General features: G+C 71.3%; 15 protein-coding genes. 7 read left to right on the top strand and 8 right to left on the bottom strand.

Features of this window, described 5'->3' with window-relative positions; all coding sequences use genetic code 11:
* Window positions 1–79 precede the first annotated feature (79 nt).
* Window positions 80–2923 carry a preprotein translocase subunit SecA gene (gene secA, locus QBL25_RS17840; protein ID WP_409058027.1) on the top strand — a complete coding sequence of 948 codons (2844 nt, stop codon included), beginning with the start codon at window positions 80–82 and terminating at the stop codon, window positions 2921–2923.
* A 130-nt stretch (window positions 2924–3053) separates the two neighbouring features.
* Here the strand turns inward: secA and QBL25_RS17835 are convergent, their stop codons facing one another.
* On the bottom strand, window positions 3054–3509 hold the full coding sequence (locus QBL25_RS17835) for an Rv3235 family protein (RefSeq protein WP_409058026.1): 456 nt from the start codon (window positions 3507–3509) through the stop codon (window positions 3054–3056).
* Window positions 3510–3848: 339 nt separating this feature from the next.
* Here QBL25_RS17835 and QBL25_RS17830 point away from each other — a divergent pair, with 339 nt between their 5' ends.
* Together QBL25_RS17830 and QBL25_RS17825 are read left to right on the top strand one after the other, a co-directional pair.
* Window positions 3849–4346, top strand: coding sequence for a DUF6912 family protein (locus tag QBL25_RS17830; protein ID WP_409058025.1), 498 nt, complete (start codon window positions 3849–3851; stop codon window positions 4344–4346).
* A 99-nt stretch (window positions 4347–4445) separates the two neighbouring features.
* The gene (locus QBL25_RS17825; RefSeq protein WP_409058024.1) at window positions 4446–5123 is read left to right on the top strand and encodes an HAD family hydrolase; all 678 of its coding nucleotides are present in this window, start codon (window positions 4446–4448) and stop codon (window positions 5121–5123) included.
* Between the two features lie 10 nt (window positions 5124–5133).
* Here QBL25_RS17825 and QBL25_RS17820 read toward each other — a convergent pair whose 3' ends face one another.
* On the bottom strand, window positions 5134–5700 hold the full coding sequence (locus QBL25_RS17820; RefSeq protein WP_409058023.1) for a DJ-1/PfpI family protein: 567 nt from the start codon (window positions 5698–5700) through the stop codon (window positions 5134–5136).
* Between the two features lie 534 nt (window positions 5701–6234).
* Between QBL25_RS17820 and QBL25_RS17815 the strand changes: the two genes are divergently transcribed.
* The 3 genes from QBL25_RS17815 to QBL25_RS17805 all read left to right on the top strand — a co-directional run bounded on the left by QBL25_RS17815 (window position 6235) and on the right by QBL25_RS17805 (window position 15394).
* Entirely contained in the window at window positions 6235–11181 is a 4947-nt protein-coding gene (locus QBL25_RS17815) for an NAD-glutamate dehydrogenase (protein WP_409058022.1), read from the top strand.
* Between the two features lie 161 nt (window positions 11182–11342).
* A complete protein-coding gene (locus QBL25_RS17810) occupies window positions 11343–14237 on the top strand; it encodes a CDP-glycerol glycerophosphotransferase family protein (RefSeq protein WP_409058021.1) in 2895 nt (964 codons plus the stop codon).
* On the top strand, window positions 14234–15394 hold the full coding sequence (locus QBL25_RS17805; RefSeq protein WP_409058020.1) for a glycosyltransferase: 1161 nt from the start codon (window positions 14234–14236) through the stop codon (window positions 15392–15394). Before QBL25_RS17810 ends, QBL25_RS17805 begins: the two co-directional genes overlap by 4 nt.
* Window positions 15395–15428: 34 nt before the next feature.
* Here QBL25_RS17805 and QBL25_RS17800 read toward each other — a convergent pair whose 3' ends face one another.
* Window positions 15429–16268 carry an ABC transporter ATP-binding protein gene (locus QBL25_RS17800; RefSeq protein WP_409058019.1) on the bottom strand — a complete coding sequence of 280 codons (840 nt, stop codon included), beginning with the start codon at window positions 16266–16268 and terminating at the stop codon, window positions 15429–15431.
* A 19-nt stretch (window positions 16269–16287) separates the two neighbouring features.
* Window positions 16288–17199, bottom strand: a complete 912-nt coding sequence (locus QBL25_RS17795) for an ABC transporter permease (RefSeq protein WP_409058018.1) — start codon at window positions 17197–17199, stop codon at window positions 16288–16290.
* A 129-nt stretch (window positions 17200–17328) separates the two neighbouring features.
* On the opposite strand from QBL25_RS17795, the gene QBL25_RS17790 reads away from it, so the two are divergent.
* Window positions 17329–17949 (top strand): TetR/AcrR family transcriptional regulator, encoded by a 621-nt coding sequence (locus tag QBL25_RS17790; RefSeq protein WP_409058017.1) that lies wholly within the window; start codon window positions 17329–17331, stop codon window positions 17947–17949.
* A 31-nt stretch (window positions 17950–17980) separates the two neighbouring features.
* On the opposite strand, the gene galE is transcribed toward QBL25_RS17790, so the two are convergent.
* The 4 genes from galE to QBL25_RS17770 form a co-directional block, all read right to left on the bottom strand.
* Window positions 17981–18964 (bottom strand): UDP-glucose 4-epimerase GalE, encoded by a 984-nt coding sequence (gene galE, locus QBL25_RS17785; RefSeq protein ID WP_409058016.1) that lies wholly within the window; start codon window positions 18962–18964, stop codon window positions 17981–17983.
* A 110-nt stretch (window positions 18965–19074) separates the two neighbouring features.
* Window positions 19075–20712 carry a glycosyltransferase family 2 protein gene (locus tag QBL25_RS17780; protein WP_409058015.1) on the bottom strand — a complete coding sequence of 546 codons (1638 nt, stop codon included), beginning with the start codon at window positions 20710–20712 and terminating at the stop codon, window positions 19075–19077.
* 110 nt (window positions 20713–20822) lie between these two features.
* Window positions 20823–22379, bottom strand: a complete 1557-nt coding sequence (locus QBL25_RS17775) for a hypothetical protein (RefSeq protein WP_409058014.1) — start codon at window positions 22377–22379, stop codon at window positions 20823–20825.
* Complete coding sequence (locus QBL25_RS17770; RefSeq protein WP_409058013.1) at window positions 22376–25858, bottom strand: CDP-glycerol glycerophosphotransferase family protein; 3483 nt, start codon at window positions 25856–25858, stop codon at window positions 22376–22378. The genes QBL25_RS17775 and QBL25_RS17770 overlap by 4 nt, the downstream gene beginning before the upstream one ends.
* Between the last annotated feature and the right edge of the window lie 107 nt (window positions 25859–25965).

Raw genomic sequence — 25965 nt, 5'->3', positions numbered from 1 at the left:
CCGCTCCTCGCTTACGATGGCCGTTGCCCTATGAGTAAACCGACCATGCCAGGCCCGACCGGCAAGGAGACCAACCCCCGTGTCCGTCCTCTCGAAGATCATGCGTGCAGGCGAAGGCAAGATCCTGCGCAAGCTGCACCGCATCGCGGACCAGGTCAACTCCATCGAAGAGGACTTCGTCAGCCTCTCCGACGCCGAGCTGCGCGCGCTGACCGAGGAGTACAAGGAGCGTTACGCCGACGGCGAGACCCTTGACGACCTCCTCCCCGAAGCCTTTGCCACCGTGCGCGAGGCCGCCAAGCGCGTCCTCGGCCAGCGGCACTACGACGTCCAGATGATGGGCGGCGCCGCGCTGCACCTCGGATATGTGGCCGAGATGAAGACCGGTGAGGGCAAGACGCTCGTCGGCACCCTCCCGGCGTACCTCAACGCCCTGTCGGGCAAGGGCGTGCACCTGATCACGGTCAACGACTACCTGGCCGAGCGCGACTCCGAGATGATGGGCCGCGTCCACAAGTTCCTGGGCCTGAGCGTCGGCTGCATCATCGCCAACATGACGCCGGCCCAGCGCCGCGAGCAGTACGCCAGCGACATCACGTACGGCACGAACAACGAATTCGGCTTCGACTACCTGCGCGACAACATGGCGTGGTCGAAGGACGAACTGGTCCAGCGCGGCCACAACTTCGCGATCGTCGACGAGGTCGACTCGATCCTCGTCGACGAGGCCCGTACGCCGCTGATCATCTCCGGCCCCGCCGACCAGGCCACGAAGTGGTACGGCGACTTCGCCAAGTTGGTCACCCGCCTCACCAAGGGCGAGCCGGGCAACCAGCTGAAGGGCATCGAGGAGACCGGCGACTACGAGGTCGACGAGAAGAAGCGCACCGTCGCCATCCACGAGTCCGGCGTCGCCAAGGTCGAGGACTGGCTGGGCATCGACAACCTGTACGAGTCGGTGAACACCCCGCTCGTCGGTTATCTGAACAACGCCATCAAGGCCAAGGAACTCTTCAAGAAGGACAAGGACTACGTCGTCATCGACGGCGAAGTCATGATCGTCGACGAGCACACCGGCCGTATCCTCGCCGGCCGCCGCTACAACGAGGGCATGCACCAGGCGATCGAGGCGAAGGAAGGGGTGGACATCAAGGACGAGAACCAGACCTTGGCCACGATCACCCTGCAGAACTTCTTCCGCCTGTACAAGCGCCACGACCACGACGGCAAGGAGACCCCCGGTCTCTGCGGCATGACCGGTACGGCCATGACCGAGGCCGCCGAGTTCCACCAGATCTACAAGCTGGGCGTCGTGCCGATCCCGACGAACCGGCCCATGGTCCGCGCCGACCAGTCGGACCTGATCTACCGCACCGAGGTCGCCAAGTTCGCGGCCGTCGTGGACGACATCGCCGAGAAGCACGAGAAGGGCCAGCCGATCCTGGTCGGCACGACCTCCGTGGAGAAGTCGGAGTACCTCTCCCAGCAGCTCTCCAAGCGCGGCGTCCAGCACGAGGTCCTGAACGCCAAGCAGCACGACCGTGAGGCGCCGATCATCGCCCAGGCCGGCCGCAAGGGCGCCGTCACCGTCGCCACGAACATGGCCGGACGAGGCACGGACATCAAGCTCGGCGGCAACCCCGACGACCTCGCCGAGGCGGAGCTGCGCCAGCGCGGCCTCGACCCCGTCGAGCACGTCGAGGAGTGGGCCGCCGCGCTGCCGGCCGCCCTGGAGAAGGCCGAGCGCTCCGTGAAGGCGGAGTTCGAAGAGGTCAAGGACCTGGGCGGGCTGTACGTCCTCGGCACCGAGCGCCACGAGTCGCGCCGCATCGACAACCAGCTGCGCGGTCGTTCCGGCCGTCAGGGCGACCCGGGCGAGTCCCGGTTCTACCTCTCGCTCGGTGACGACCTGATGCGCCTGTTCAAGGCGCAGATGGTCGAGCGCGTGATGGCCATGGCGAACGTCCCGGACGACGTGCCGATCGAGAACAAGATGGTGACGCGCGCGATCGCGTCCGCCCAGTCGCAGGTCGAGCAGCAGAACTTCGAGACGCGCAAGAACGTCCTGAAGTACGACGAGGTCCTCAACCGCCAGCGCGAGGTCATCTACGGCGAGCGCCGCCGCGTCCTGGAGGGCGAGAACCTCCAGGAGCAGGTCACGCACTTCATGGACGACACGATCGACGCCTACATCTCCGCGGAGACCGCCGAGGGCTTCGCCGAGGAGTGGGACCTGGACCGGCTGTGGGGCGCCTTCAAGCAGCTCTACCCGGTGAAGGTCACCATCGAGGAGCTGGAGGAGGACGCGGGCGACCGCGCGGGGCTGACCGCCGAGTTCATCTCCGAGTCCATCAAGGACGACATCCACCAGCAGTACGAGGCGCGTGAGGAGCAGCTCGGCTCCGAGATCATGCGTGAGCTGGAGCGCCGGGTCGTCCTCTCGGTGCTCGACCGCAAGTGGCGCGAGCACCTCTACGAGATGGACTACCTCCAGGAGGGCATCGGCCTGCGGGCCATGGCGCAGAAGGACCCGCTGGTCGAGTACCAGCGCGAGGGCTTCGACATGTTCAACGCCATGATGGACGGCATCAAGGAAGAGTCCGTCGGCTACCTGTTCAACCTGGAGGTCCAGGTCGAGCAGCAGGTCGAGGAGGTTCCGGTGTCGGACGCTGCCGCGGGCGGCGCTTCCCTGGAGAAGAAGGACGCCGTTCCCGCCGGTGGCGGCCGTCCCGAGATCCGCGCCAAGGGCCTCGAGGCCCCGCAGCGGCCCGACCGTCTCCACTTCCAGGCGCCGAACGCCGAGGGCGGGGTCGACGAAGGAGACTTCGAGACCGAGGACGCGGGCGTGCGCTCCGAGTCGGACGGAATGACCCGCGCGGAGCGGCGCAAGGCCCAGAAGGGCGGGCGGCGTCGCAAGAAGTAGCGACGTGACGCGGTGAGACCGTGAAGCGGAAGGGCCGGGCGCCGTCGGGTGCCCGGCCCTTTCGCGTGCCTGCCGTCGGGTGCCCGGCCCTTTCGCGTGCCTGCCAGGGGGCGCGCAGCCCCTCTGTGCGTCAGGGGAGGGGAGGGCCCGTTTCCACCGCCGTGCAGCGCCAGCGCTGGTCCGCGCCCAGGTGCAGGCGGAACGCCAGGGCCCTGAGGGCGGGGCCCGCGCCGATCCGCGCGAAGACCTCGTAGACCCCGGGGCGCGGTTCGTAGTGGCCGATGCGGTGGATGGTGGGGCGCCGGCCGTTCACGTTCAGGGGCGTCCGCTCGGCGAGGCGGGTCAGGTCGTCGAAGGCGGTGTGCGCGATGTGGCGTGCCGCCCAGTGGACCGGCTTCTGGCCGCTGAGGACCAGGAGCAGGCGTTCGGCGAAGAGCTCCGTGGGGTGGGGAGGGGGCTGGGGCGGGGTCCTGAGGGGGCGCGCGGGGGTGCGCGGCGCCGAGGGGCGCCGGGGGTCCGTGCGGCCCGGTGGGCGGGTGGCGGCGGCCGCCGGGCGGGTGCGGGGCCTGGTCATCACCTTGTTCATCCCGTGTCGCCTCCGGTTTCGCTGTCCCCGTCGTGGTGGTGGTGACGGCCCCGTTCGTACCGGGGAGTAACTTCCGTCGAGGATCTTGTACGGGGGCCGGGGCGGGCGTCGCAAGGGGCCGCGGGGGCGGCGGCCCGGGGCCGCAGGAGTCACCTATCCGGGTGGCCGGGGACGTGCGGGGCCTTGGGGGCGCCGGGGTGGGGCGGGTGAACGGCGGGGGCGCCCGGTGACGCGGGAGGCGGGGGCGGGCGGCAGCTCGAAGGGGGACTCCCGGACGTATTCTGGGGTCCTGATCATTGACCTTCTGATCTGTGTCTCCGAGTGTGAAAGCGGGCCGTCATGCGCGTCTACGTTCCCCTGACCCTGAGCGGACTCGCTGAGGCGTACAAGGCGGGCGAGGTGGCCTCCGGGGCGGAGCCGCTGGCCGCTTACGGCGTGACGCCCGCGCTGCGGGAGTGGTGCGCCACGGACGACATCGAGGAACTGGAGTACGCCGCCCTCGGGCAGGCCGCGCAAGCCTCGCTGCGGTTGATCGCGCGGGACGCGGGAGCGGCCCGGCGGCGGGTCGTGCTGGCCGTGGACGTGGCGGACGCACTGGTGGAGGACGGCCGGGACGCCCCGGGGGCCGGAGCGGGGCCCGAGCTCGGTGCGGTGCGGGTGTCCGTCGCCGGAGGGCTCGGGCTGAAGAAGGCCGCCGCCGTGCACGTGGACGCGGGGGAGGCCGAGGCCGACGTGGCCGCGGCGGCGGCTGCGGAGGACCCGGACGAGGCGGAGGGGCTGGAGGACCACGAGCTGCTGTGGTTCGCGACGCAGGAGATTTCCGGGCTGATCGCCTGAGGGGCCGGCCCGCCCCGGAGTGCGGGGCCCCGGGCGGCCGCTCGTCGGCCGTCGCGGCCCGAGGCATGGGGCCGGGGCGGGGGCGGGTACCGTCTCGGTATGGGGAAGCTGCGGCGCGGGGCGCACATCGTGTGGGACTGGAACGGCACGCTGCTGCATGACATTCATGCGGTGATCGAGTCGACGAACGCCTCGTTCGCGGAGATCGGGCTGGACCCGATCACGCTGGAGCGATATCGCGATCTCTACTGCGTGCCGGTCCCGCTCTTCTACGAGCGGCTGATGGGACGGCTGCCCACCGACGCCGAGTGGCAGGTCATGGACGCCGTCTTCCACAAGCACTACTGGGCGCGTGCCGAGGCCTGCGGTCTGGCCGACGGTGCCGCCGAACTGCTCGCCGACCGCCGGGCGGCCGGGCGTACGCAGTCGCTGCTCTCGCTCGCCCCGCACGAGCACTTGGTGCCGATCGTGCGGCGGCACGGGATCGAGGAGCACTTCGTGCGCATCGACGGGCGCACGGACACCTCGTACGCGGGCAAGGCCGAGCGGATGGTGCGGCACCTGGCGGCGCTCGAAGGGGTCGCGGCGGCCGAGCGCGTCGTCGTGATCGGTGACGCCGTCGACGATGCCGTGGCCGCGCAGCACGTGGGCGCCCAGGCCGTGCTCTACACCGGCGGGTCCCACAGCAGGGCCAGCCTGGAGGCCGTCGGCGTGGGGGTTCCCGTGGTCGACAGCCTCGCCGAGGCCGTGGAGCTGGCCGAGGACCTGGCCGCCTAGCCGAGGGGGGTCACGTCACCGGCGCCTTCGCCCGCAGCACCGTGAGGAACTCGCGCATCCAGCCCGAGTGGTCCGGCCAGGCGCGGGCCGAGACCAGCGTGCCGTCGACCACGACCTCCGCGTCCCGGAACGTCGCGCCCGCCGTCTGCATGTCCAGCTCCAGGGCGGGGTAGGCCGTGACGCTGCGGCCGCTCAGGCCGCCGATCGCCGCCGTCAGGAGCGGGCCGTGGCAGATCTGCGCGACCGGCTTGTCCGCGTCGAAGAAGGACTTGAGGATCTTGCGGAGCTCCGGGTCGTTGCGCAGATACTCCGGGGCCCGGCCGCCCGGGATCACCAGAGCGGCGTACTGCCCGGGATCGACCTCGGAGAAGGCGAGGTCCGCGGGCCAGGTGTAGCCCGGCTTCTCCGTGTAGGTGTCGAAGCCCTGCTCGAAGTCGTGCACCACGAACCGCAGCGTCTTGCGGGCGGGGGCGGCGACGTGGACGTCGTACCCCTCCTCGCGCAGCCGCTGGTAGGGGTAGAGGACCTCCAGGGACTCCGCCGCGTCTCCGGTCACTATCAGGATCTTGGCTGCCATCGGTGCTAGCTCCCCACTCGTGGGCGGGCCGTCGTCCGTGGACCGGGTCCGCCCGTCGCGCGCTGACCGTCCGTCCCGCTCAACGTGCATCCGCCCGTCCGGTTTGCCAAGGGGGCCCACCGGTCCGGCGAGGGGGTGCGCCGCCGACGGATGGCGCGAAAGTCTCTGTGCAGAGTGTCAAAGTTCCACCCCTGCTTTTGTACACATACGGCTCATGACGAGTTCCGGGTGGAGGGCGATAGCCTTGTCCCGTGATCAGCGCGATATCCCGCGGGGGCGTGTACGCCCCCGCCCTGCGCCCGGGGAACACGGAGGACATCCGTGCCCGGGGCGTCGCTGACGCTTCTTCGCGGTGCGGCCGCTCAACTCATCCCGGCCATCGGTCAGCGAAACCGCTGAAAATGGCGGATAACCGCCCGCTCATCTCTCACCGCGGCATAACGTCGACTTCGACCGGAGACCCCGCGTCGCGGCGTTACGTCGGAACACTTCCTTCTACGTCACGCAACGGCGCGCGACAGGAGTCAGAGGACAATGCAGACCAAGCTGGACGAAGCCAAAGCCGAGCTGCTCACCAGGGCGGCCCGGGTAGCTGAGAACAGCCCGGTCGGTGGCCGCCTACCGAATGGGGCACCGACCGGGTCGAAGGGCGACGGGGCCACTCCTGACGAGGACATGGCCCTTGCGTTCCTCCAGCGCTACTACCTGCACACCGCCCCGGAGGACCTGGCCGACCGTGACCCGGTCGACGTCTTCGGAGCAGCCTTCTCCCACTACCGGCTCGCCGAGACGCGCCCGCAGGGCACGGCCAACGTCCGCGTGCACACCCCGACCGTCGAGGAGAACGGCTGGACGTGCAGCCACTCCGTCGTCGAGGTGGTCACGGACGACATGCCCTTCCTGGTCGACTCGGTCACCAACGAGCTCTCGCGGCAGGGGCGCGGCATCCATGTCGTCATCCACCCCCAGGTCGTCGTACGACGGGATCTGACCGGCAAGCTCCTGGAGGTCCTCACCGACCCCGGCACGGAGCGCCCGCACGACGCGGTCACCGAGTCCTGGATCCACGTCGAGATGGACCGCGAGACCGACCGCGCGGACCTGAAGCAGATCAGCGCCGATCTGATCAGGGTCCTGTCCGACGTGCGCGAGACCGTCGAGGACTGGGAGAAGATGCGCGACGCCGCGCTGCGCATCGCCGACGAGCTGCCCACCGAGCCGACCGCGGACGACCTGCGCGACCAGGAGGTCGACGAGGCCCGCGAACTCCTTCGCTGGCTCGCCGACAACCACTTCACCTTCCTGGGCTTCCGCGAGTACGACCTCACGGACGACGACTCGCTCACCGCCGTGCCCGGCACCGGCCTCGGCATCCTGCGCGCCGACCCGCAGCACGACGGGGAGGAGGACCACCCGGTCAGCCCCTCCTTCAGCCGGCTGCCCGCGGACGCGCGCGCGAAGGCCCGCGAGCACAAGCTCCTCGTCCTGACGAAGGCCAACAGCCGGGCGACCGTGCACCGCCCGTCCTACCTCGACTACGTCGGCGTGAAGAAGTTCGACGCCGAGGGCAACGTCATCGGCGAGCGCCGCTTCCTCGGGCTCTTCTCGTCCGCCGCGTACACCGAGTCCGTGCGCCGCGTGCCGGTCATCCGCCGCAAGGTCGAGGAGGTCCTCAAGGGCGCGGGCTTCTCGCCCAACAGCCACGACGGCCGCGACCTCCTCCAGATCCTGGAGACCTACCCGCGCGACGAGCTCTTCCAGACGCCCCCGGACGAGCTGCGCGCGATCGTCACGTCCGTCCTGTACCTCCAGGAGCGCCGCAGGCTCCGGCTCTACCTGCGCAAGGACGAGTACGGCCGTTACTACTCCGCCCTCGTCTACCTGCCGCGCGACCGCTACACCACCGGCGTCCGGCTGCGGATCATCGACATCCTCAAGGAGGAGCTCGGCGGCGACAGCGTCGACTTCACCGCCTGGAACACCGAGTCGATCCTCTCCCGGCTGCACTTCGTGGTCCGCGTCGCGCCGGGCGGCGGGCTCCCGCAGCTCACCGACGCCGACACCGACCGCATCGAGGCCCGGCTGGTCGAGGCCGCCCGCTCCTGGGCCGACGGCTTCGGCGAGGCGCTGACCGCCGAGTGCGGCGAGGAGCGCGCCGCCGAGCTGCTTCGCCGCTACTCGGGCGCCTTCCCCGAGGGCTACAAGGCGGACCACTCGCCGCGCGCCGCCGTCGCCGACCTCCAGCACCTGGAGCAGCTGAAGCGGGGCGAGAAGGACTTCGCCCTCAGCCTGTACGAGCCGGTGGGCGCCGCCCCCGGCGAGCGCCGCTTCAAGATCTACCGCTCCGGCGGCCAGGTCTCCCTCTCCGCCGTCCTGCCGGTGCTCCAGCGCCTGGGCGTCGAGGTCACCGACGAGCGCCCGTACGAGCTGCGCTGCGCGGACCGCACGAACGCCTGGATCTACGACTTCGGGCTGCGCCTGCCCAAGTCGCAGAACGGCAGCGGCGACTACCTGGGCGACGACGGCCGCGAGCGCTTCCAGGAGGCCTTCGCCGCCGCCTGGACGGGCGAGGCCGAGGTCGACGGCTTCAACTCGCTGGTCCTGCGGGCCGGGCTCAACTGGCGGCAGGCGATGGTCCTGCGCGCCTACGCCAAGTACCTGCGCCAGGCCGGATCCACCTTCAGCCAGGACTACATGGAGGACACCCTCCGCAACAACGTCCACACCACGCGGCTGCTCGTCTCGCTCTTCGAGGCGCGGATGTCCCCGGACCGCCAGCGGGCCGGGACCGAGCTGACCGACGGCCTCCTCGAAGAGGTGGACGGGGCGCTGGACCAGGTCGCGTCCCTGGACGAGGACCGCATCCTGCGCTCCTTCCTGACCGTCATCAAGGCGACCCTGCGCACGAACTTCTTCCAGGAGGCGGAGGGCGGCAAGCCGCACAACTACGTCTCCATGAAGTTCGACCCGCAGGCCATCCCCGACCTCCCGGCGCCCCGCCCGGCGTACGAGATCTGGGTGTACTCGCCGCGCGTCGAGGGTGTCCACCTGCGGTTCGGCAAGGTCGCCCGCGGTGGTCTGCGCTGGTCCGACCGGCGTGAGGACTTCCGCACCGAGATCCTCGGTCTGGTCAAGGCGCAGATGGTGAAGAACACCGTCATCGTGCCCGTCGGCGCCAAGGGCGGCTTCGTCGCCAAGCAGCTGCCCGACCCGTCCGTCGACCGCGACGCGTGGCTGGCCGAGGGCGTGGCCTGCTACAAGACGTTCATCTCGGCGCTGCTCGACATCACCGACAACCTGGTGGCGGGCGAGGTCGTGCCGCCGGCCGAGGTCGTGCGCCACGACGAGGACGACACGTACCTCGTGGTCGCGGCGGACAAGGGCACCGCGACCTTCTCGGACATCGCGAACGAGGTCGCCGAGTCCTACAACTTCTGGCTCGGCGACGCCTTCGCCTCCGGCGGCTCCGCCGGTTACGACCACAAGGGCATGGGCATCACCGCCCGTGGCGCCTGGGAGTCCGTCAAGCGGCACTTCCGGGAGCTGGGCACCGACACCCAGTCCGAGGACTTCACGGTCGTCGGCGTCGGCGACATGTCCGGCGACGTGTTCGGCAACGGCATGCTGCTGTCCGAGCACATCCGCCTGGTGGCCGCCTTCGACCACCGGCACATCTTCATCGACCCGCGGCCGGACGCCGCGACGTCGTACGCGGAGCGCCGCCGGCTCTTCGAGCTGCCGCGCAGCTCCTGGGCCGACTACGACAAGGAGCTGCTCTCCGCGGGCGGCGGGATCTTCCCGCGCAGCGCCAAGGCGATCCAGCTCAACCCGCACATCCGCGAGGCCCTGGGCATCGAGTCGGGCGTCGGCAAGATGACCCCGGCCGACCTGATGAAGGCGATCCTCCAGGCCCCGGTCGACCTGCTGTGGAACGGCGGCATCGGCACGTACGTGAAGTCGTCGGCCGAGTCGAACAGCGACGTCGGCGACAAGGCGAACGACGCGATCCGCGTGAACGGCGCCGACCTGCGGGTCAAGGTCGTCGGCGAGGGCGGCAACCTCGGTCTGACCCAGCTGGGCCGCATCGAGTTCGCGCGCGACGGCGGGCACATCAACACCGACGCCATCGACAACAGCGCGGGCGTGGACACCTCCGACCACGAGGTGAACATCAAGATCCTGCTCAACGCGGTCGTCGGCGCCGGCGACATGACCGTCAAGCAGCGCAACAAGTTCCTCGCCGCGATGACGGACGAGGTCGGGACCCTGGTCCTGCGCAACAACTACGCGCAGAACACCGCCCTGTCGAACGCGGTCTTCCAGTCCCCGTCCCTCCTCCACGCCCACCAGCGCTTCATGCGCCGCCTGGTCCGGGACGGCCACCTGAACAGGGACCTGGAGTTCCTGCCCACCGACCGGCAGATCCGTGAGCTCCTCAGCGCCGGGCGCGGGCTCAGCCAGCCCGAGCTCGCCGTGCTCCTCGCGTACACGAAGATCACGGCGGCCGACGAGCTGATCCAGACGACGCTGCCGGACGACGAGTACCTGCGCGGGCTGCTGCACGCGTACTTCCCGCAGGCCCTGCGGGAGAAGTTCCCCGAGCAGGTCGACGGGCACGCGCTGCGCCGCGAGATCATCACCACGGTGCTCGTCAACGACACGGTGAACACCGGTGGTTCGACGTTCCTGCACCGGCTGCGCGAGGAGACGGGTGCCTCCCTGGAGGAGATCGTGCGGGCGCAGCTCGCGGCCCGCGAGATCTTCGGTCTGAGCAAGGTGTGGGACGCGGTCGAGGCGCTCGACAACGTGGTGGCGGCCGACGTCCAGACGCGGATCCGGCTGCACTCGCGCCGCCTGGTCGAGCGCGGCACGCGCTGGCTGCTCAACAACCGGCCGCAGCCGCTCCAGCTCGCCGAGACCATCGAGTTCTTCCGCGAGGGTGTCGCCGAGGTCTGGACCGAGCTGCCGAAGCTGCTGCGCGGCTCCGACCAGGAGTGGTACCAGAGCATCCGCGACGAGCTGACGGGCGCGGGCGTCCCCGACGAACTCGCCCAGCGGGTCGCCGGGTTCTCCTCGGCCTTCCCCTCGCTCGACATCGTGGCGATCGCCGACCGCACGGGCAAGGACCCGATGGCCGTCGCCGAGGTCTACTACGACCTCGCCGACCGGCTGCGGATCACCCAGCTCATGGACCGGATCATCGAGCTGCCGCGGGCCGACCGCTGGCAGTCGATGGCGCGTGCGTCGATCCGCGAGGACCTGTACGCGGCGCACGCCGCCCTGACGGCCGACGTGCTGGCCGCCGGGAACGGCGAGGACACTCCCGAGCAGCGCTTCAAGGCCTGGGAGGAGAAGAACGCGGCGATCCTGAGCCGGTCGCGGACGACCCTGGACGAGATCCAGAGCTCGGACGCGTTCGACCTGGCGAACCTGTCGGTCGCCATGCGGACGATGCGGACGCTGCTGCGCACGCACTCGTAGGCCCCTGGCCCCGAGCGGAGAAGGGGGGCGCCCCGAGCCTGACGGCTCGGGGCGCCCTCCTTTCGCGTATCGGGACTAGGCCGATCACACCCCCCTGAAGAGCGCCAATCGGGCATTAGCGATAATTAGTAGGATGAGCTGGCATCTGACTGGAGGGACGCATGGGAGCGATAGGTGAGCGGGGGACGCCGGAGGCGCGACCCGATGTGTCCGTGGTGGTGATCGTCTACAACGACGCCGAGCGGCTGCCGACCGCCGTCCGGTCGGTGCTCGACCAGACGCTGCGGGGCGTGGAGGTCGTCATCGTCGACGACCACAGCACCGACGACTCGTACGGGACGGCACAGCGCCTGGCCGCCGAGCACCCCGAGCGGGTGCGGGCCTACCAGCTGCCGGAGAACAGCGGCGCCGGCGGGGAGCCCCGCAACGTGGGCATCGGGCACACCGTCGGCACCCACGTGATGTTCCTCGACAGCGACGACGTCCTGGAGCGCAACGCCTGCCGCAACCTCCTGGAGGCCGCCGAGCGCGACGGCTCCGACATCGTCTCGGGCCTCTGCGTCCGGCTGTCCGTGGACACCCGCAACAAGAAGCGCGACCAGTGGTACCCCTGGCTCTACGCCACGACCCGCACCCTGGAGTCCGTCACCGAGCTGCCCGACCTGTTCGTCTGGGACACGCTCTCCACGAACAAGCTCTACCGCAGGGACTTCCTCGTCGAGAACGCCCTGCGCTTCCCCAAGGGCATGTTCTACGAGGACCTGATGTTCATCGCCGAGGCCTATCTCGCCGCCGGGCGCATCACCCTCGTCCCCAACCAGGTCTACTTCTGGCACGTCCACGAGCGCGCCGCCGACGCGGCGAAGTCCGTGACCAACCGGCGCCACGAGATGACCAACTTCCGGCACCGCCTGGAGATCCACCGCCGGATCGACGCGCTGCTCGCCGAGCGCGGCCTCGACGAGCTGCGGCTGGCCAAGGACGTCAAGTTCCTCAAGCACGACCTGGTGCTCCACCTGCGCGACCTGCCCTTCCGCGACGCCTCCTTCCGGCAGGAGTTCGCCGGGCTCGCCCGTGACTACCTCGCCGGGCTCGACCGCGCCGCGTACGACGAGGTGCAGCCCATTCAGGCCATCTGCGCCTACCTCCTGGAGCAGGGCGACTGGGAGAACCTGCTGCCCGCCGTGGACACCCTCACCAACCGCGACAAGATTTCCTCGCCGCTGGCCGAGCGGGACGGGCGCGTGTACTGGAGCGCCGAGCACCTCGACGACCCGTTCGGCCGCCGGGTCCTGGACGTCACCGCGCTCGGCTACCACAGCAAGCGCTTCGACCAGATGTTCCTGCGCAACGTCCTGACGCGGTACGAGGAGTCCGCGGGCACCGTCCGCATGGCCGGCCGCATCACCAACCCGCTCGGCGTCGTGGGACCGGACGCCGTGCTCACCGCCGAACTGGAGTTCAGCGCGCGCCGCCGCAGCCTCCAGACCTTCCGCTTCCCCGTGTCCGCGGTCCGCTACGAGGGGGACACCATCGTCTGGGAGGCCTCCGCCGACCTCGCGCGGCGGCTGCGTCCCCTCGGTGTCGTCGACGCGGTGTGGGACGTGCGCCTGCACCTCACCGCCGACGGCGTGCGCACCAGGACGCGGCTCACCGCGTGCGACCCGGGGCTCGCCGAGGGCATGCTCCCGGTCCGGCCGCGGCTGACGCGCCTGGTCGCCGACCACCTGGAGCCCGAGGTCTCGCAGCGCGGCCACCTCGCGTTCCGCCTGGTCACACGGGACTCCACGGGCGATCGGATCCAGGACCTGGTGGCGCGCGGGACGCGGGGCGTGCCCGGCCGGCTCGCCAAGTCCGGCTTCCGCAGGGCGAAGAAGCTGCGCAAGGACATCACCTCCGGGCAGAGCAGACTGCGCGTGTACGACGAGGTGTTCCGCCGCCTGCCCGTGAAGAAGGGCACGGTCGTCTTCGAGAGCCACCTCGGCAAGCAGTACAGCGACAGCCCCCGGGCGATCTACGAGGAGATGCGCCGCCAGGGCCTCGACTTCGACGCCGTGTGGTCCTACACCGGCAGTCCGCAGGGCTTCCCCGAGGACGCGACGCTGGTGCGGCGCTGGTCGCTGCCCTATCTGCGGGCCCTGGCGCAGGCCGAGTTCTGGGTCGACAACCAGAGCTATCCGCTCAAGCTCACCAAGCGGCCCGAGACCACGTACATCCAGACCTGGCACGGCTCGGCGCTCAAGCGCATGGGCTTCGACGAGCCCGCCTGGAAGCTGCGCGGCAAAGCGCAGCAGGACGAGCAGCAGCGGGTCCTCGACCGCTTCGACCGGTTCCTGATCCGCTCCGAGCACGACGTGCGGACCCTCGCCAAGGCCCTGCGCCTGAAGGAGAAGGTGCTGCTCAGGGTCGGCTACCCGCGCAACGACGCGCTGGTGCGGGCCAAGCGCGCGGAGGACGCGAGCGGTGTGCGGGTGCGCGGCCCGCTCGCGGCCGAGCTGGGCATCCCCGAGGACAAGCGGGTGCTCCTGTACGCGCCGACCTTCCGGCGGCACGGCGGCCGGCACGGCCGCTTCGAACTGCCCTTTGACGTCGAGCGGTTCGCCGAGGAGTTCGGCGACCGGTACGTGCTGCTCGTGCGCTCGCACTACCTGAACCACGTGGTGCTCCCGCCGTCCGTGCGGGGCCGCGTCATCGACGTCTCCGCGCACCACGACGTCACGCCGCTCTATCAGCTGGCCGACGCGATGATCACAGACTACTCGTCCGTGATGTTCGACTACGCGCTCCTGGACCGGCCGATGCTCTTCTTCACGTACGACTACGAGGAGTACGTCCACGAGGGCCGCGGCATCTACTTCGATCTGCGGGAGAGGGCTCCGGGGCCGGTGGTCGACACCGAGGACGAGCTGTTCGGCGCGCTGAAGGCGCTGGACGAGCAGGCACTCGACCACGCGGCGGCGCGGGCGCGGTTCGTGGCCGAGTTCGGTGAGTACGACCGGGGCGACGCGGCCAAGAGCGTCGTCGAGCAGTTCTTCTCGCACTGGAGCGCCAAGTGAGTCAGACAGCGGATCCGACGCGGGACATCTTCTTCGTCTCCAACAGCGTCAACGAGCTGGGCGGGATCACCAGTTGGTCCCACCAGATGGCCCGCCTCTTCGTGGAGCGCGGCCACCGCGTGCACGTCGTCGGCATCACCGACCCGGGCGTCCCGCAGGACATCGGCACCGACCTGCCCTACCCCACCACGACGCTGTACGACGAGCACCCGCCGCGCGTGGGCCCGGCCCGCGGCATCAAGGGGCGGCTCAACGTGGCCGAGCACCGGCTGCGCACCAAGCGCGAGGAGGGCATGGACGAGCAGGCCACCAAGCTGACCGCGCTGTTCGCGCAGGCCGGGCCCGGAGCCGTCGTCATCGTCACGCAGGTGTGGGCGATGGAGTGGGTCGAACGCGCCGACACCGGCGGCCTGCTGGTCATCGGGATGAGCCACGAGTCGTTCGCCTACTCGCGGGCGTCCTCGCGCGGGGCGCGCGTGCGCAAGCACTACCAGGGCGTCGACCGGATGCTCGCGCTGACCCGCGAGGACGCCGACCTGTGGATCAGGCAGGGCCTGGACAACGCCTCCTTCATGCCGAACCCGCTGCCGTTCATGCCCGAGGTGCCCTCGCGGCGCACCGAGAAGGTCGTCACGAGCATCGGCAGGCTGCACGACCAGAAGGGCATCGACATGCTCCTCGACACCTGGGCGGAGGTCGCGCCGCTGCACCCGGACTGGACGCTGCGGATCTACGGCTCCGGCGAGGACGAGGAGATCCTCAAGAAGCAGTGCACGTCCCTGGGGCTCGACGGCTCCGTGGAGTGGATGGGGCGCACGAGCGACGTGCCGGGAGCGCTGCGGGGCGGGTCGGTGTTCGTGCAGTCCTCGCGCGGCGAGGGCTTCCCGCTCGCGCTGATGGAGGCGATGGCCACCGCCGTGCCGTGCGCGGCCTTCGACTGCGCGCCCGGCGTGCACGAGATCGTGCGCGACGGCGAGGACGGGCTGCTCGCGCGGCTCGGCAACACGGCCGAACTGGCGCGCAGGCTGGACACGTTGATGTCCGACAAGGAGCTGCGGGACCGGATGGGCGAGCTGGCCCGGCACAACATCCGGCGCTACACGACGGGCGAGGTCGTGCGGCGCTGGGAGGAGCTGTTCCTCTTCCTGGAGCGGTAGGGCTTCCGGGGGCCGGTCGAGTGGGGCGGCTCGGCTACTTCTTGCCGCCCGTGAAGCGCTCGTACTCCTTCAGGACGTCCGCCGTGGGTCCGTCCATGCGCAGCTCCCCGTGCTCCAGCCAGAGCACGCGCTCGCAGGTGTCGCGGATCGACTTGTTGTTGTGGCTGACCAGGAAGACCGTGCCCGCGCGCTTGCGCAGTTCGCGGATCCGGGCCTCCGAGCGCTTCTGGAAGGAGCGGTCGCCGGTGGCCAGGGCCTCGTCGATGAGCAGGACGTCGTGGTCCTTGGCGGAGCCGATGGAGAAGCGCAGCCGGGCCGCCATGCCGGAGGAGTACGTGCGCATCGGCAGGGTGATGAAGTCGCCCTTCTCGTTGATGCCGGAGAAGTCGACGATGTCCTGGTAGCGCTCCTGGACCTGCTCGCGGGTCATGCCCATCGCCAGGCCGCCGAGCCGGACGTTGCGCTCGCCGGTGAGGTCGTTCATCAGGGCCGCGTTCACGCCGAGGAGCGAGGGCTGGCCGTCGGTGAAGATGCGGCCGTGCTCGACGGGCAGGAGCCCCGCGATCGCCTTCAGGAGGGTCGACTTGCCCGAGCCGTTCGTGCCGATCAGGCCGATGGCCTCGCCCTTGTGGGCGGTGAAGGAGACCTTCCGGACGGCGTGCACCTTGCGTACGCCGGACTCCTCGCCGTCCTTGCGCCGCTTGAGGATGCGGCCGAGCGCGGCGGTCGCGCTGCCCCGGCCGCCGGGGGAGCCGGCGCCGTGCACGCGGTAGACGATGTCGACCTGGTCGACGATGACCGTGGGGGCGGCCGGGGCGGTGGGCGCCGGTGCGGGGGCCGCGGGGGTTTCGGGGGCGGGGGTCGCTGTCGTCACGGGGATCACTGTCGTCGTCTCAGCCACGGCCGTACGTCTCCTCTGCCTTCCAGAAGTAGATGAATCCGCCGGCTCCGGCGAGCAGCGCCCAGCCGAGGGCCCAGGCCCACACGTGGTGCGGGAGCTGGTCGGCGGTGAAGCTGTCGATGAGCGCGAACCGCATCAGGTCGATGTAGACGGCGGCGGGATTGCACTCCAGGAGCACCTGGAGCGCGTGCGGCAGGTGCTGGTCCTTGAGGACCGCGTCGATGCTCCACATCACGCCGGACACGTACATCCACGTGCGCAGCACGAACGGCATCAGCTGGGCGATGTCGGGCGTCTTGCTGCCCAGGCGGGCCATCACCAGGGCCAGGCCCGTGTTGAACGTGAACTGGAGGAGCAGGACCGGGAGCACCAGGAACCACGAGAGCGTCGGCGGGACGCCGAAGCAGAGCAGGATCACGACCAGCGCGCCCATGGAGAACAGGAGCTGCTGGAGCTGCTGGAGGCTGAAGGAGATCGGCAGCGCGGCCCGCGGGAAGTGCAGCGCCCGCACCAGACCGAGGTTGCCGGCGATGGCGCGGGTGCCCGCCATCACCGAGCTCTGCGTGAACGTGAAGATGAAGACGCCGGTGACCAGGAACGGGACGTAGTCCGGGACGTCGTGCTTGGTGTTCATCAGCACGCCGAAGATGAAGTAGTACACGGCCGCGTTCAGGAGCGGTGTCATCACCTGCCAGACCTGGCCGAGCTTCGCCTGGCTGTACTGGGCGGTGAGCTTGGCGGTCGCGAAGGCGGTGATGAAGTGCCGGCGCTGCCACAGCTGCCGGACGTACCCCGTGAGGGTGGGGCGGGCGCCGCTGACGGTCAGGCCGTGCCGGGCGGCGAGCTCGGCGGCGTCGGGTGCGGCGACCGCGGGGCGGGATGGAGCGTCGAGGACCTGACTCACGTCCGCTGCTTTCACTCGGGAGCCATGGAGCGCCGACGTCGGGACGGGCCCGTATCGTCGCAACGTCGAGAGTAGGACGATGTGACGTCGGAACGCAACCGTATCGTCGTCACGTTCTATGCTGTCCGTATGACGACGAGCAGGCCAGGAGATGAACAGCCGCGCCGCAGAGCGCCCGCGGGAGCCGCGGTGCTCCGCGAGGACGTGACCGAGGCCATCAGGTCCGCCGTCTTCGAGGAGCTCGCGGCGGTCGGGTACGCGCGCATGTCCATCGAGGGCATCGCGCGCCGCGCGGGCGTCGGCAAGACCGCCGTCTACCGGCGCTGGCGCTCCAAGCTGCACCTCGTGCTCGACCTGGTGTCGGCGATAGCGGTGCAGGGCCTCCCGATGCCGGACAGCGGCTCCCTGGAGGGCGACCTGCGCCTCCTGTACGAGGTGACCTCACGCGCCCTGCGGCATCCGGTGGCCTCGCAGGTGATCCCGGATCTCCAGGCGGAGGCGGCCCGCAACCCGGAGATCGCGGACGCCTTGCAGAAGGCCCTGCGGGAGGGGCAGCACGGCGTGGCGAACGGCATCCTGCGGGCGGCCGTGGCCCGCGGCGAGGTGCGGGCGGACGTGGACGAGGACCTGGCCCTCGACCTGGTGTCGGGCCCGCTCTACTGGCGCTCGGTGGTGGTGCGCGCGAAGCTCCCCAAGGGCTATCTGGGCAGCCTCGTCACGGCCACCGCGGCGGCGCTGCGGGCGCTGTGAGCCCCGTCCGCGCGGGCTGAGCGCCCGCGGGTCAGGCCCGCTCGGCTCCGGGGTGCAGGCGCAGCCACCCCGCCCACGCCGACGCCACCATCTCGCGTACGTCCCGCTTGGCCGACCAGCCGAGTTCCGTGGCGACGCGGTCCGCCGACGCCACCACCCGGGCCGGGTCGCCCGGGCGGCGGGGAGCCACCACGGGCGGCAGGTCGTACCCCGTGACCTCGTTGATCAGTTCGGTCATCTCCAGGACCGAGACGCCCTCGCCGCGGCCGATGTTGAGCGTCAGATCGGTGCCGCGCGGCGCGGCGGCCAGCTTCCTGGCCGTCGCCACATGGGCCTCGGCGAGGTCCACGACGTGGATGTAGTCGCGGACGCACGTGCCGTCCGGCGTCGGGTAGTCCGCGCCGAAGACGCGCGGCGCCTCACCGGCCGTGAGCTTCTCGAAGACCATCGGGACCAGGTTGAAGACGCCCGTGTCGGCCAGCGCCGGGCTCGCCGCGCCCGCCACGTTGAAGTACCGCAGGGACGCCGTCGACAGGCCGTGCGCCCGCCCCGTCGCCCGGGTCAGCCACTCGCCGGCCAGCTTCGTCTCGCCGTACGGGCTCATCGGGAGGCAGGGGGCCTCCTCCGTCACCAGGTCCACGTCCGGCATGCCGTACACGGCCGCCGACGAGGAGAGGACGAAGGACGCGACCCCCGCCTCCGCCACCGCCGAGAGCAGGACCCGCAGCCCCTCCACGTTCTCGTGGTAGTACCGCAGCGGCTGCTCGACGGACTCGCCCACCTGCTTCTTCGCCGCCAGGTGCACCACACCCGTGACGGCGTGCTCCCTCAGGGTGCGGGACAGCAGCGCCGCGTCGAGGGTCGAGCCGGTGACCAGCGGCACCCCGTCCGGGACGCGCTCGGCGATGCCCGTGGACAGGTCGTCGTAGACCACGGCCCGCTCGCCCGCCTCCGTCATGGCGCGGACCACGTGGGCCCCGATGTACCCGGCACCGCCGGTGATCAGCCAGGTCATCGTCAGTGGGCCTTCCCTGTGGTGTGCGTGCGTCGTGACGTGGGCCGTGGTGCCGGCCGCGGGTGTCCGCCGTGGCGTGCAGTCTGGCAGAGGCCCGGGTACGGACCGCGTCAGCGCCCCCCGCCGCCCACCCACCGCGCGAGGCGCCGGCGCGCCACGCCGAGGACGCCCCGCAGCCCCGGCGCGAGCCGCACCGCCAGGTTCCCCGCCTGCGTCCGGTACGGCTGGGCCAGCAGCACGCCCCGGTACGACGGCAGCACCGTGCGCCGCAGCAGCCCCGGGCCCGCCACTGCCCGCGCGGTCGTCTCGCGGGCCGTCCCGTCGCCGAAGTGCAGGCGCAGCCGCAGGTCCCAGACACCACCGCCGAGCGCGCCGAGGTCGAGCGCCACCTCGGTCCGCCAGGCCGTGGGGTCCTCGGGGGCGAACGCCGCCGTGCGGCGCACCACCGGGCCCTCGCCGTTCCTGGGCACCAGCTCCACGTCGGCCGTCGTCGGGGCGGCGTCCGCCACGCGCCCGTACAGCTCGTGGAGCCGCAGCGTGAGGAGGCTGCCGCCCGTGCGCGGCCGCAGCTCGGCGTCCACCGCCAGCGGGAGGAGGCGGATGGGGCGTACGAGGAGGTGTTCCAGCGTCACCTGGGGGAGGTCTTCGGACCAGACGGGAGTGGTGCCGTCGGCCGCGTACGCGTAAGGGGGCGAGAGGCGGGCGGGGCGGGCCGCCACCTCCTGGAGGCGGGTCAGGTCGCGCGGTCCGGGGGACGCGAGGATCACGCGGGCGATGATCCGGCCGGGCGCGGGCGCCGCGTCCAGGTCGGCCGTGTCGAAGGTCTCCAGGTACGCGCGCGTGGCCGTCCACCACTCCTGGCGGTACTCCGGGCTCCGCGCGGTCAGCTCCCGCGCGTACATCCGCAGGCTGTGGTCGACGAACTTGGCCCGCGCGGCCCGCGCGAGCCGCTTGCCCGCGTCGCCCGACGCGCTGCGCGCCTCCCGGAGGATCTCGACCGACTGGCGGTGGGCCTCCAGCCGGGCGCGCCAGTTGGCGATGCCCGAGCGGTCCAGGGAGATCGACAGCTTGGCCGCCGTGCGGCGCACGTTCCACACGTAGACGGGGTCCGTGATGAGCGCGATGCGCGGACCCGCCGCCAGGACGCGGGCCGTGAAGACGAAGTCCTCGTACGTGAAGCGGCCCTCGGGGAAGCGCAGGCCGTGGCGGCGCAGGAAGTCGGTGCGGTAGAGCTTGTTGACGCACAGGGTGTCGTGGACCAGGCGGGTGCGCAGCTCGGGGCGGGCGATGAGCCTCGGCTTGGTGTAGAGCATGGGCTGCCAGGACGTCTCGCGCCCGGAGGGCAGTTCGCGGCGCACGCAGCGGCCGGTGACCACCTCGGCGTCGTGCCGCGCGGCGGCCTTGAGGAGGGCGTCCACCGCGCCGGGCGGCAGGACGTCGTCGCTGTCGAGGAACATCACGTACGCGGACGTGGTGGCCTCGATCCCGTCGTTGCGGGGGGTGCCGCAGCCGCCGCTGTTGTGGGCGCGGCGGATGGGGGTGACGCGCGGATCCTCCCGGGCGAGCGCCGCAAGCAGCTCGCCGCTGCCGTCCGTCGAGCAGTCGTCGACGGCGATCACCTCGCGGACGGCGGGGCCCTGGGCGAGCGCCGAGCGCACCGCGTCCGTGACGTGCGCGGCGTCGTTGTAGCCGATCACGACGACGCAGACCTGGGGCGACGGGGGCGAGAGAGACAGAGAGGGATCCACGGGGGAAATTTTAGAGGTTGCCAGTAATTATCCGATTAGGGGGTCTTCGGCCGGTTCGTGGTGTGGTGCTCCGGTCATGATCAGCCGCGCCCGGCCGGGCTCAGCCATGATCAGTCGCGTCCAGTCGTGCCGCCGCCGACGCTCACGCGCGCCAGCACCTCGCCCGTGCGCGGCCCCCACGCCACCACGACGGCCTCCGCGGGCACCTTCTGGTCGGGCGAGAGCAGCAGCCAGCGCACGTCGTAGCGGTCCACGATCCGCTCGCGCTCCGCGCGGGTCGCGTCGGGCGCGAGGTAGTCGCGCACCTCCTGGAGGCGGCGGTTGCGCGTGTCCTCGGCGAGCGAGGCGTCCGGCCACGCGGGGGCGACGAGATTGGCGCCGTACGCCGGGACGGACCGGGTGGGGTAGTAGCCGTCGGTCAGGACGACGTCGCCCGGCTGCATCCGGCTCACCGCCCAGCCGTACCCCGGCCAGCGCGGCGGCTGGTCGAACCCCACCGGATCGAGGCCGCGCGGCACGACCGCGCCCGCCTGGAGCGTGAAGAAGCCGATGGCCGCCCCGGTGGCCGCCACGCCCCCCAGGGCCGTGCGCCACCACCGCCACGGGCGGGGCGCAGCCAGCTCGATCGCGAGGGCGAACTGGAGCGGGACGAGGGTCAGGCCCATGATGCGGCCGTAGGTGTAGTGGCCGCTCAGCCAGCCGTAGGCGACGACCGCGCAGTCCAGGGCGAACATCAGGACCAGCGGGTCGCGCCGGTTCCCGCGGAACCTCAGGGCGAGCGCGGGCAGGCCGATCAGCGCGAGCCAGAACCTCTGCGGCAGCTCGGTGTAGAGCTGCCGGTGGATCCAGTCGACGCTCTCGTCGCCGACGAGCGAGAACACGGAGAAGTAGGGCCAGCTCGCCGCGACCGCCGCCGCCGTCACGGCGGTCGCCGCCCACTTCCACGCCCCCGCGAAGGGCCGGCGGGCCGAGGCCGCGAACGCCACCACGCCGATCACCGCCGCCACGGACGAGATCGGGTGGACGAGCAGGATCACCCCGCACAGCGCGCCCAGGCCCACGTGCGCCCAGCCGCTCCGGGGCGAGCGCGCCAGCGAACCCGCCCAGGCCCACGCCCAGAACGCCAGGCCGATCGCGCACGTCGACGGGTAGCCGAGGTTCCCCGTCATCGACATCAGGCCGAGGTAGCCGCTCCACCACGCCATCCGGGTGCCCCAGAGCACCACCATCGCGAACAGGGCGAGGACGGGCGCCCACTGACGGGGCGTGAGCACCTTCACGAACCGGCCGAGCCCGGTGAGCAGCACCAGGAGGTTCAGCGGCCCCGCCAGTTTCACGACCTCCCAGCCCGCGAGACCCGTGGCCCGCGCGAAGACGCCCTGCGCCACCGCGTACGGCGAGTAGTACGGGCTGCCCGCGCCCGGCAGGTCCGCCATCGGGTGGCGCGGGTGCAGCAGATCGGCCTTCAGGCGCTCGATCACCGCCGCGTGCTGCCCGAAGTCGCAGCACATCGGCACCCGCCAGAAGGCCAGCGACATGACGATCCAGAAAAGGCCGCCGAACACGACGTACGGGGTCGGCCGCCACCGTCGGCGCCGGTGCAGCGCCGTCGCCCCGTGGACCTGGCGGCGGCCGAGGAGAGCGGCCCCCCGCGTGACCATGGTCATCGCATGAGCCTCTCCGCGACCCGGGCCGAGGCCCGCCCGTCGTCCAGGTCGCAGTAGGCCTCGCGGAACGCCGCGTACGCCTCCGCGTGCCGGGCCGTGAGCGCGTCCAGGTCGCGCAGCGCCTCGACGACCTCGCCGGTGGAGGCGAGCAGCGGACCCGGGGCGCTGGTCTCGAAGTCGAGGTAGAAGCCGCGGACCGTGTCGCGGTAGTGCTCCAGGTCGTAGGCGTGGAAGAGCATCGGGCGCCCGGTGTGCGCGAAGTCGAACATCAGGGAGGAGTAGTCCGTCACCAGCACGTCCGAGATGAGCAGGAGTTCGGCCGTGCGGGGGTGGGAGGACACGTCGCGCACGAAGGGCGCCTGGGCGCCGGGCAGGCGGCCCGCCGTCAGCGGGTGCTTGCGGACGAGCAGGACGTGGTCGTCGCCGAGCACGTCCTGCGCGGCGGCGAAGTCGAGCGCCGGCTCGTAGCGGAAGCGGCCGGGGGAGTAGGCGAGGTGGTCCCGGTAGGTCGGCGCGTACAGGACGATCCGCTTGTCCGGGGCGATGCCCAGCTCGCGGCGCACGCGGTCGGCGACCTTGTCGCGGTCGGCGGAGAAGAACACGTCGTTGCGGGGCGAGCCCGCCTCCATGACCTCGCCCTCGTAGGCGAGCGCGCGCCCCAGGTGGGGGGTCGAGAAGCGGTTGGGCGAGACGAGCACGTCCCACTGGCGCGAGAGCCTGGGCAGGACGTCGAGGTGGCCGTGGTCCGCGTAGAGCGTGTCGGTGAGGTCGGTGCCGATGCGCTTGAGGGGCGCGCCGTTCCAGGTCTGTACGACGGTCTGCCCCGCGCGCCGCTCGAAGAAGTCCGGCAGATGGCCCGAGGTGACGATGCGCCGGCAGCGGGCGAGCGCCTCGTACCAGGCGGCGCTGTGCTCCTCCACGCCCTTGGCCCCCGCGGGCACCCGCGTCTGCTGGTCCTGCGTCACCCACAGGTGCTCGACGTCCGCGCCGCGCCGCACCAGCTCCTCGTGGACCGCGCGCGGGGAGTCCCCGTCGAAGTAGAGCACCGCGTCCCGCAGGGGCCGGGTGCGCCGCTGCGGGTAGTGCACCGTACGCAGCCGGTGTTGGCGGTAGGCCCCCCGCTCGCCGCGCATGAGCACGGACCCGGCTTCGAGCAGCAGCCGGTCGCCGAAGCGCCGGTCGACGGTGAACTCGCGCCCGTCCACGGTCTGATGGAGCGGGAAGCCGGCGGACACGGAGGCCAGCAACCGCACGGGCATCCCGTCCTCCCCGTGCGGCGCCCCGTCCCGCTCCCCGCCGGCCGCCTCCCGCAGGAACGCGTACCAGCGGCCTTCCCGCAGTGTTCCGCCGCCGGGCTTCACCACGGCACGGAAGCGCCCGGCGGAACGTTCCACCGGCACCGTCACTTCCTCGTCCCTGCCGCTGTGCCGCAGCACGAGCTCCGGCGCGTTGCGGCCCGCGTCGGCCACCGTGCCCTCGATCGTCAGCGTGCCGTCCGTGCTCCACGCCACCCGGTCGGCGATCGGCTGCCGGGTCAGCTCGACGACCAGCTGGCCCTGGTCGTTGGCCGACGCGCACAGCTCACGGCCGCCCGCGCGGGAGGCATAGCGGCCCGGCGGCAGGTCGAGGGCCGCCGCCAGGGACTTCAGCTTGCCGTCGGGCAGGACCAGGTTCGCCTGCCAGCGGTCGCCGTGCGGGGGTTCGACCTCCTTGGGGGCCAGGTGCGGGGTCGGCGCGACGTCCTCCAGGTCCGCGAGGCGCACGCGGACGTCGAAGCGGTCGGCGCCGGAGAGCGTCACGGGGCAGTCGAACTCCGCCGACGAGTGCTTGTGCGTCAGGCGCAGGGCCGTCGGGCGCAGGTGGCTGGGCAGATGGCCGCTCAAGACCATCTCGTCCCCGTCCCGGTGGTGGGCGTCGACCCGGGCCACGTAGGCCTGGATCCGCAGCACCAGGCGGCCCTTGCTGTAGCCGAGGACCAGGCGGAGCCCGTCGCCCAGTTCGCGGACGACGGACTGCGCGGCCGAACCGTCCAGGGGGCGGACCGCGGCCCGCCGCACCGAGCCGTGGCCCGCGACGACCACGCCGAGCAGCCAGTTGCCCGGCTGCCACCGGCCGCCGGTCTTGAGCTGCTCGGGGTCGACGGTCAGCTCGAACCCGGAGAGGTCGTAGCAGTGCAGCTGCTGCCGGGAGTTCTCGGTGGCCTGCGGGGCGGTGACCGTGCGGGTGGCGACCTTGCGCACCTGGGTCCTGCTGCGCGTCGACTTGAGCACGGCGGCCTTGAGGGAGTGCCCGGGGCGCGTCGCCTCCAGATTGCGGACGTACGCGTACCCGCTGATCCGCAGCAGCCCGTCCGGGCTCCAACCGGCCTCCCGCACCCGCGAGATGACCGGCAGCTCGCCCCGCCCCAGCCGGGCGATCTCCTGCGGGACGCGGATCTGGCCGCCCGAGCCGCGCGGATAGGCGGCGCTGCGCCGGACCACTCCGCGCACCCGGAAGGCGTTCTTGTTGCGCTGCTCGAAGGTGAGCAGGTCGATCAGGTCGGCGGTGCGCCCCTCGCGCACGAGATGCCACTTCACCCGCAGGGAGACCGGCAGCCCCGCCACGACCCCGGGGTCGGCCCGGCGCAGGAACGCGGCGGCGCCGCTCACGAAGGCGGCGCGGTACTCGGGCCCGCCCATCGGGAGGCCCTCCAGGAAGTACACGAAGTCGTCGCGCAGGCAGGAGGTGTCGTACGTCTTGCGCATCTGGGGGGCGTGCTCGGCGAGGAACGCGCTGACGTGCGCGCACGCGGCGATCCGGTCGCGCACGCCCTTGACGTCGGTGCGCCGCCGGGTGATCGAGCCCTCGCGCACCCGCCAGTAGTAGACGTGGTCGCTGAGCACGTCCACCGAGCCCGCGAGGAAGTGCGCGGGGATCATGACGGGCGTGTCCTCGTAGAGCTTGCCCTCGGGGAAGGTGAAGCCGTGCCGGTCCCAGAAGGCGCGGCGGAAGACCTTGTTCCAGGCCACGCGGTCGGCGAGCAGCTCCAGGTCGCGGCTGATGTGGGTGCGCGAGCGCGGTTCGGTGAGCCACTTGTACTGCCAGGCCTGCTGGCGCCCGCGCTCGTTCAGACGCCAGACGTTGCCGCTGGCGAAGTCGGATCCGGTCGTGTCCAGGCTCTGGGTCATCCGGGCGTACGCGTCGTGCGGCACGACGTCGTCGCTGTCGACGAACGTCAGGTACTCGGCGGTGGGGGTCGCGTGCCGCACCCCGGTGTTGCGGGCGGCGCTGAGGCCCGCGTTCGGCTGGCGCACATAGACGAACCGCGGGTCCTTCGCCGCGAACTCACGTGCGATCCGCGGGCTGCCGTCCGTCGAGCCGTCGTCGACGAGCACGGCCTCCAGGTCGGCCATGGTCTGCCCGGCGATCGACTCCAGGCACTCCTCCAGAAACTCTTCGACGTTGTAGATGGGCACGACGACGCTGAGACGGGGCTGCACGAAGACCGGCCTTTCGTACGCTCCCAGTCATGGGAGTAATCGTGGGAGTACGGGCGTATTCATCCCTTTTGCCCCTTCCGGTCAATTTCTTTGCCTTGCTTCATCCC

The organism is Streptomyces sp. SYP-A7185, assembly GCF_046103685.1.
GTDB lineage: Bacteria > Actinomycetota > Actinomycetes > Streptomycetales > Streptomycetaceae > Streptomyces.
The sequence above is the reverse complement of the archived record's forward strand: the minus strand, read 5'-3'. Positions and strand labels throughout refer to the sequence as shown.

Excerpts from the sequence above, each read along its gene's own strand:
- galE (WP_409058016.1), bottom strand. The coding sequence starts at position 18,964 with ATGACCTGGCTGATCACCGGCGGTGCCGGGTACATCGGGGCCCACGTG.
- QBL25_RS17790 (WP_409058017.1), top strand. The coding sequence starts at position 17,329 with ATGACGACGAGCAGGCCAGGAGATGAACAGCCGCGCCGCAGAGCGCCC.
- QBL25_RS17835 (WP_409058026.1), bottom strand. The coding sequence starts at position 3,509 with ATGAACAAGGTGATGACCAGGCCCCGCACCCGCCCGGCGGCCGCCGCC.
- QBL25_RS17825 (WP_409058024.1), top strand. The coding sequence starts at position 4,446 with ATGGGGAAGCTGCGGCGCGGGGCGCACATCGTGTGGGACTGGAACGGC.
- QBL25_RS17830 (WP_409058025.1), top strand. The coding sequence starts at position 3,849 with ATGCGCGTCTACGTTCCCCTGACCCTGAGCGGACTCGCTGAGGCGTAC.
- QBL25_RS17775 (WP_409058014.1), bottom strand. The coding sequence starts at position 22,379 with ATGACCATGGTCACGCGGGGGGCCGCTCTCCTCGGCCGCCGCCAGGTC.
- QBL25_RS17810 (WP_409058021.1), top strand. The coding sequence starts at position 11,343 with ATGGGAGCGATAGGTGAGCGGGGGACGCCGGAGGCGCGACCCGATGTG.
- QBL25_RS17815 (WP_409058022.1), top strand. The coding sequence starts at position 6,235 with ATGCAGACCAAGCTGGACGAAGCCAAAGCCGAGCTGCTCACCAGGGCG.
- QBL25_RS17820 (WP_409058023.1), bottom strand. The coding sequence starts at position 5,700 with ATGGCAGCCAAGATCCTGATAGTGACCGGAGACGCGGCGGAGTCCCTG.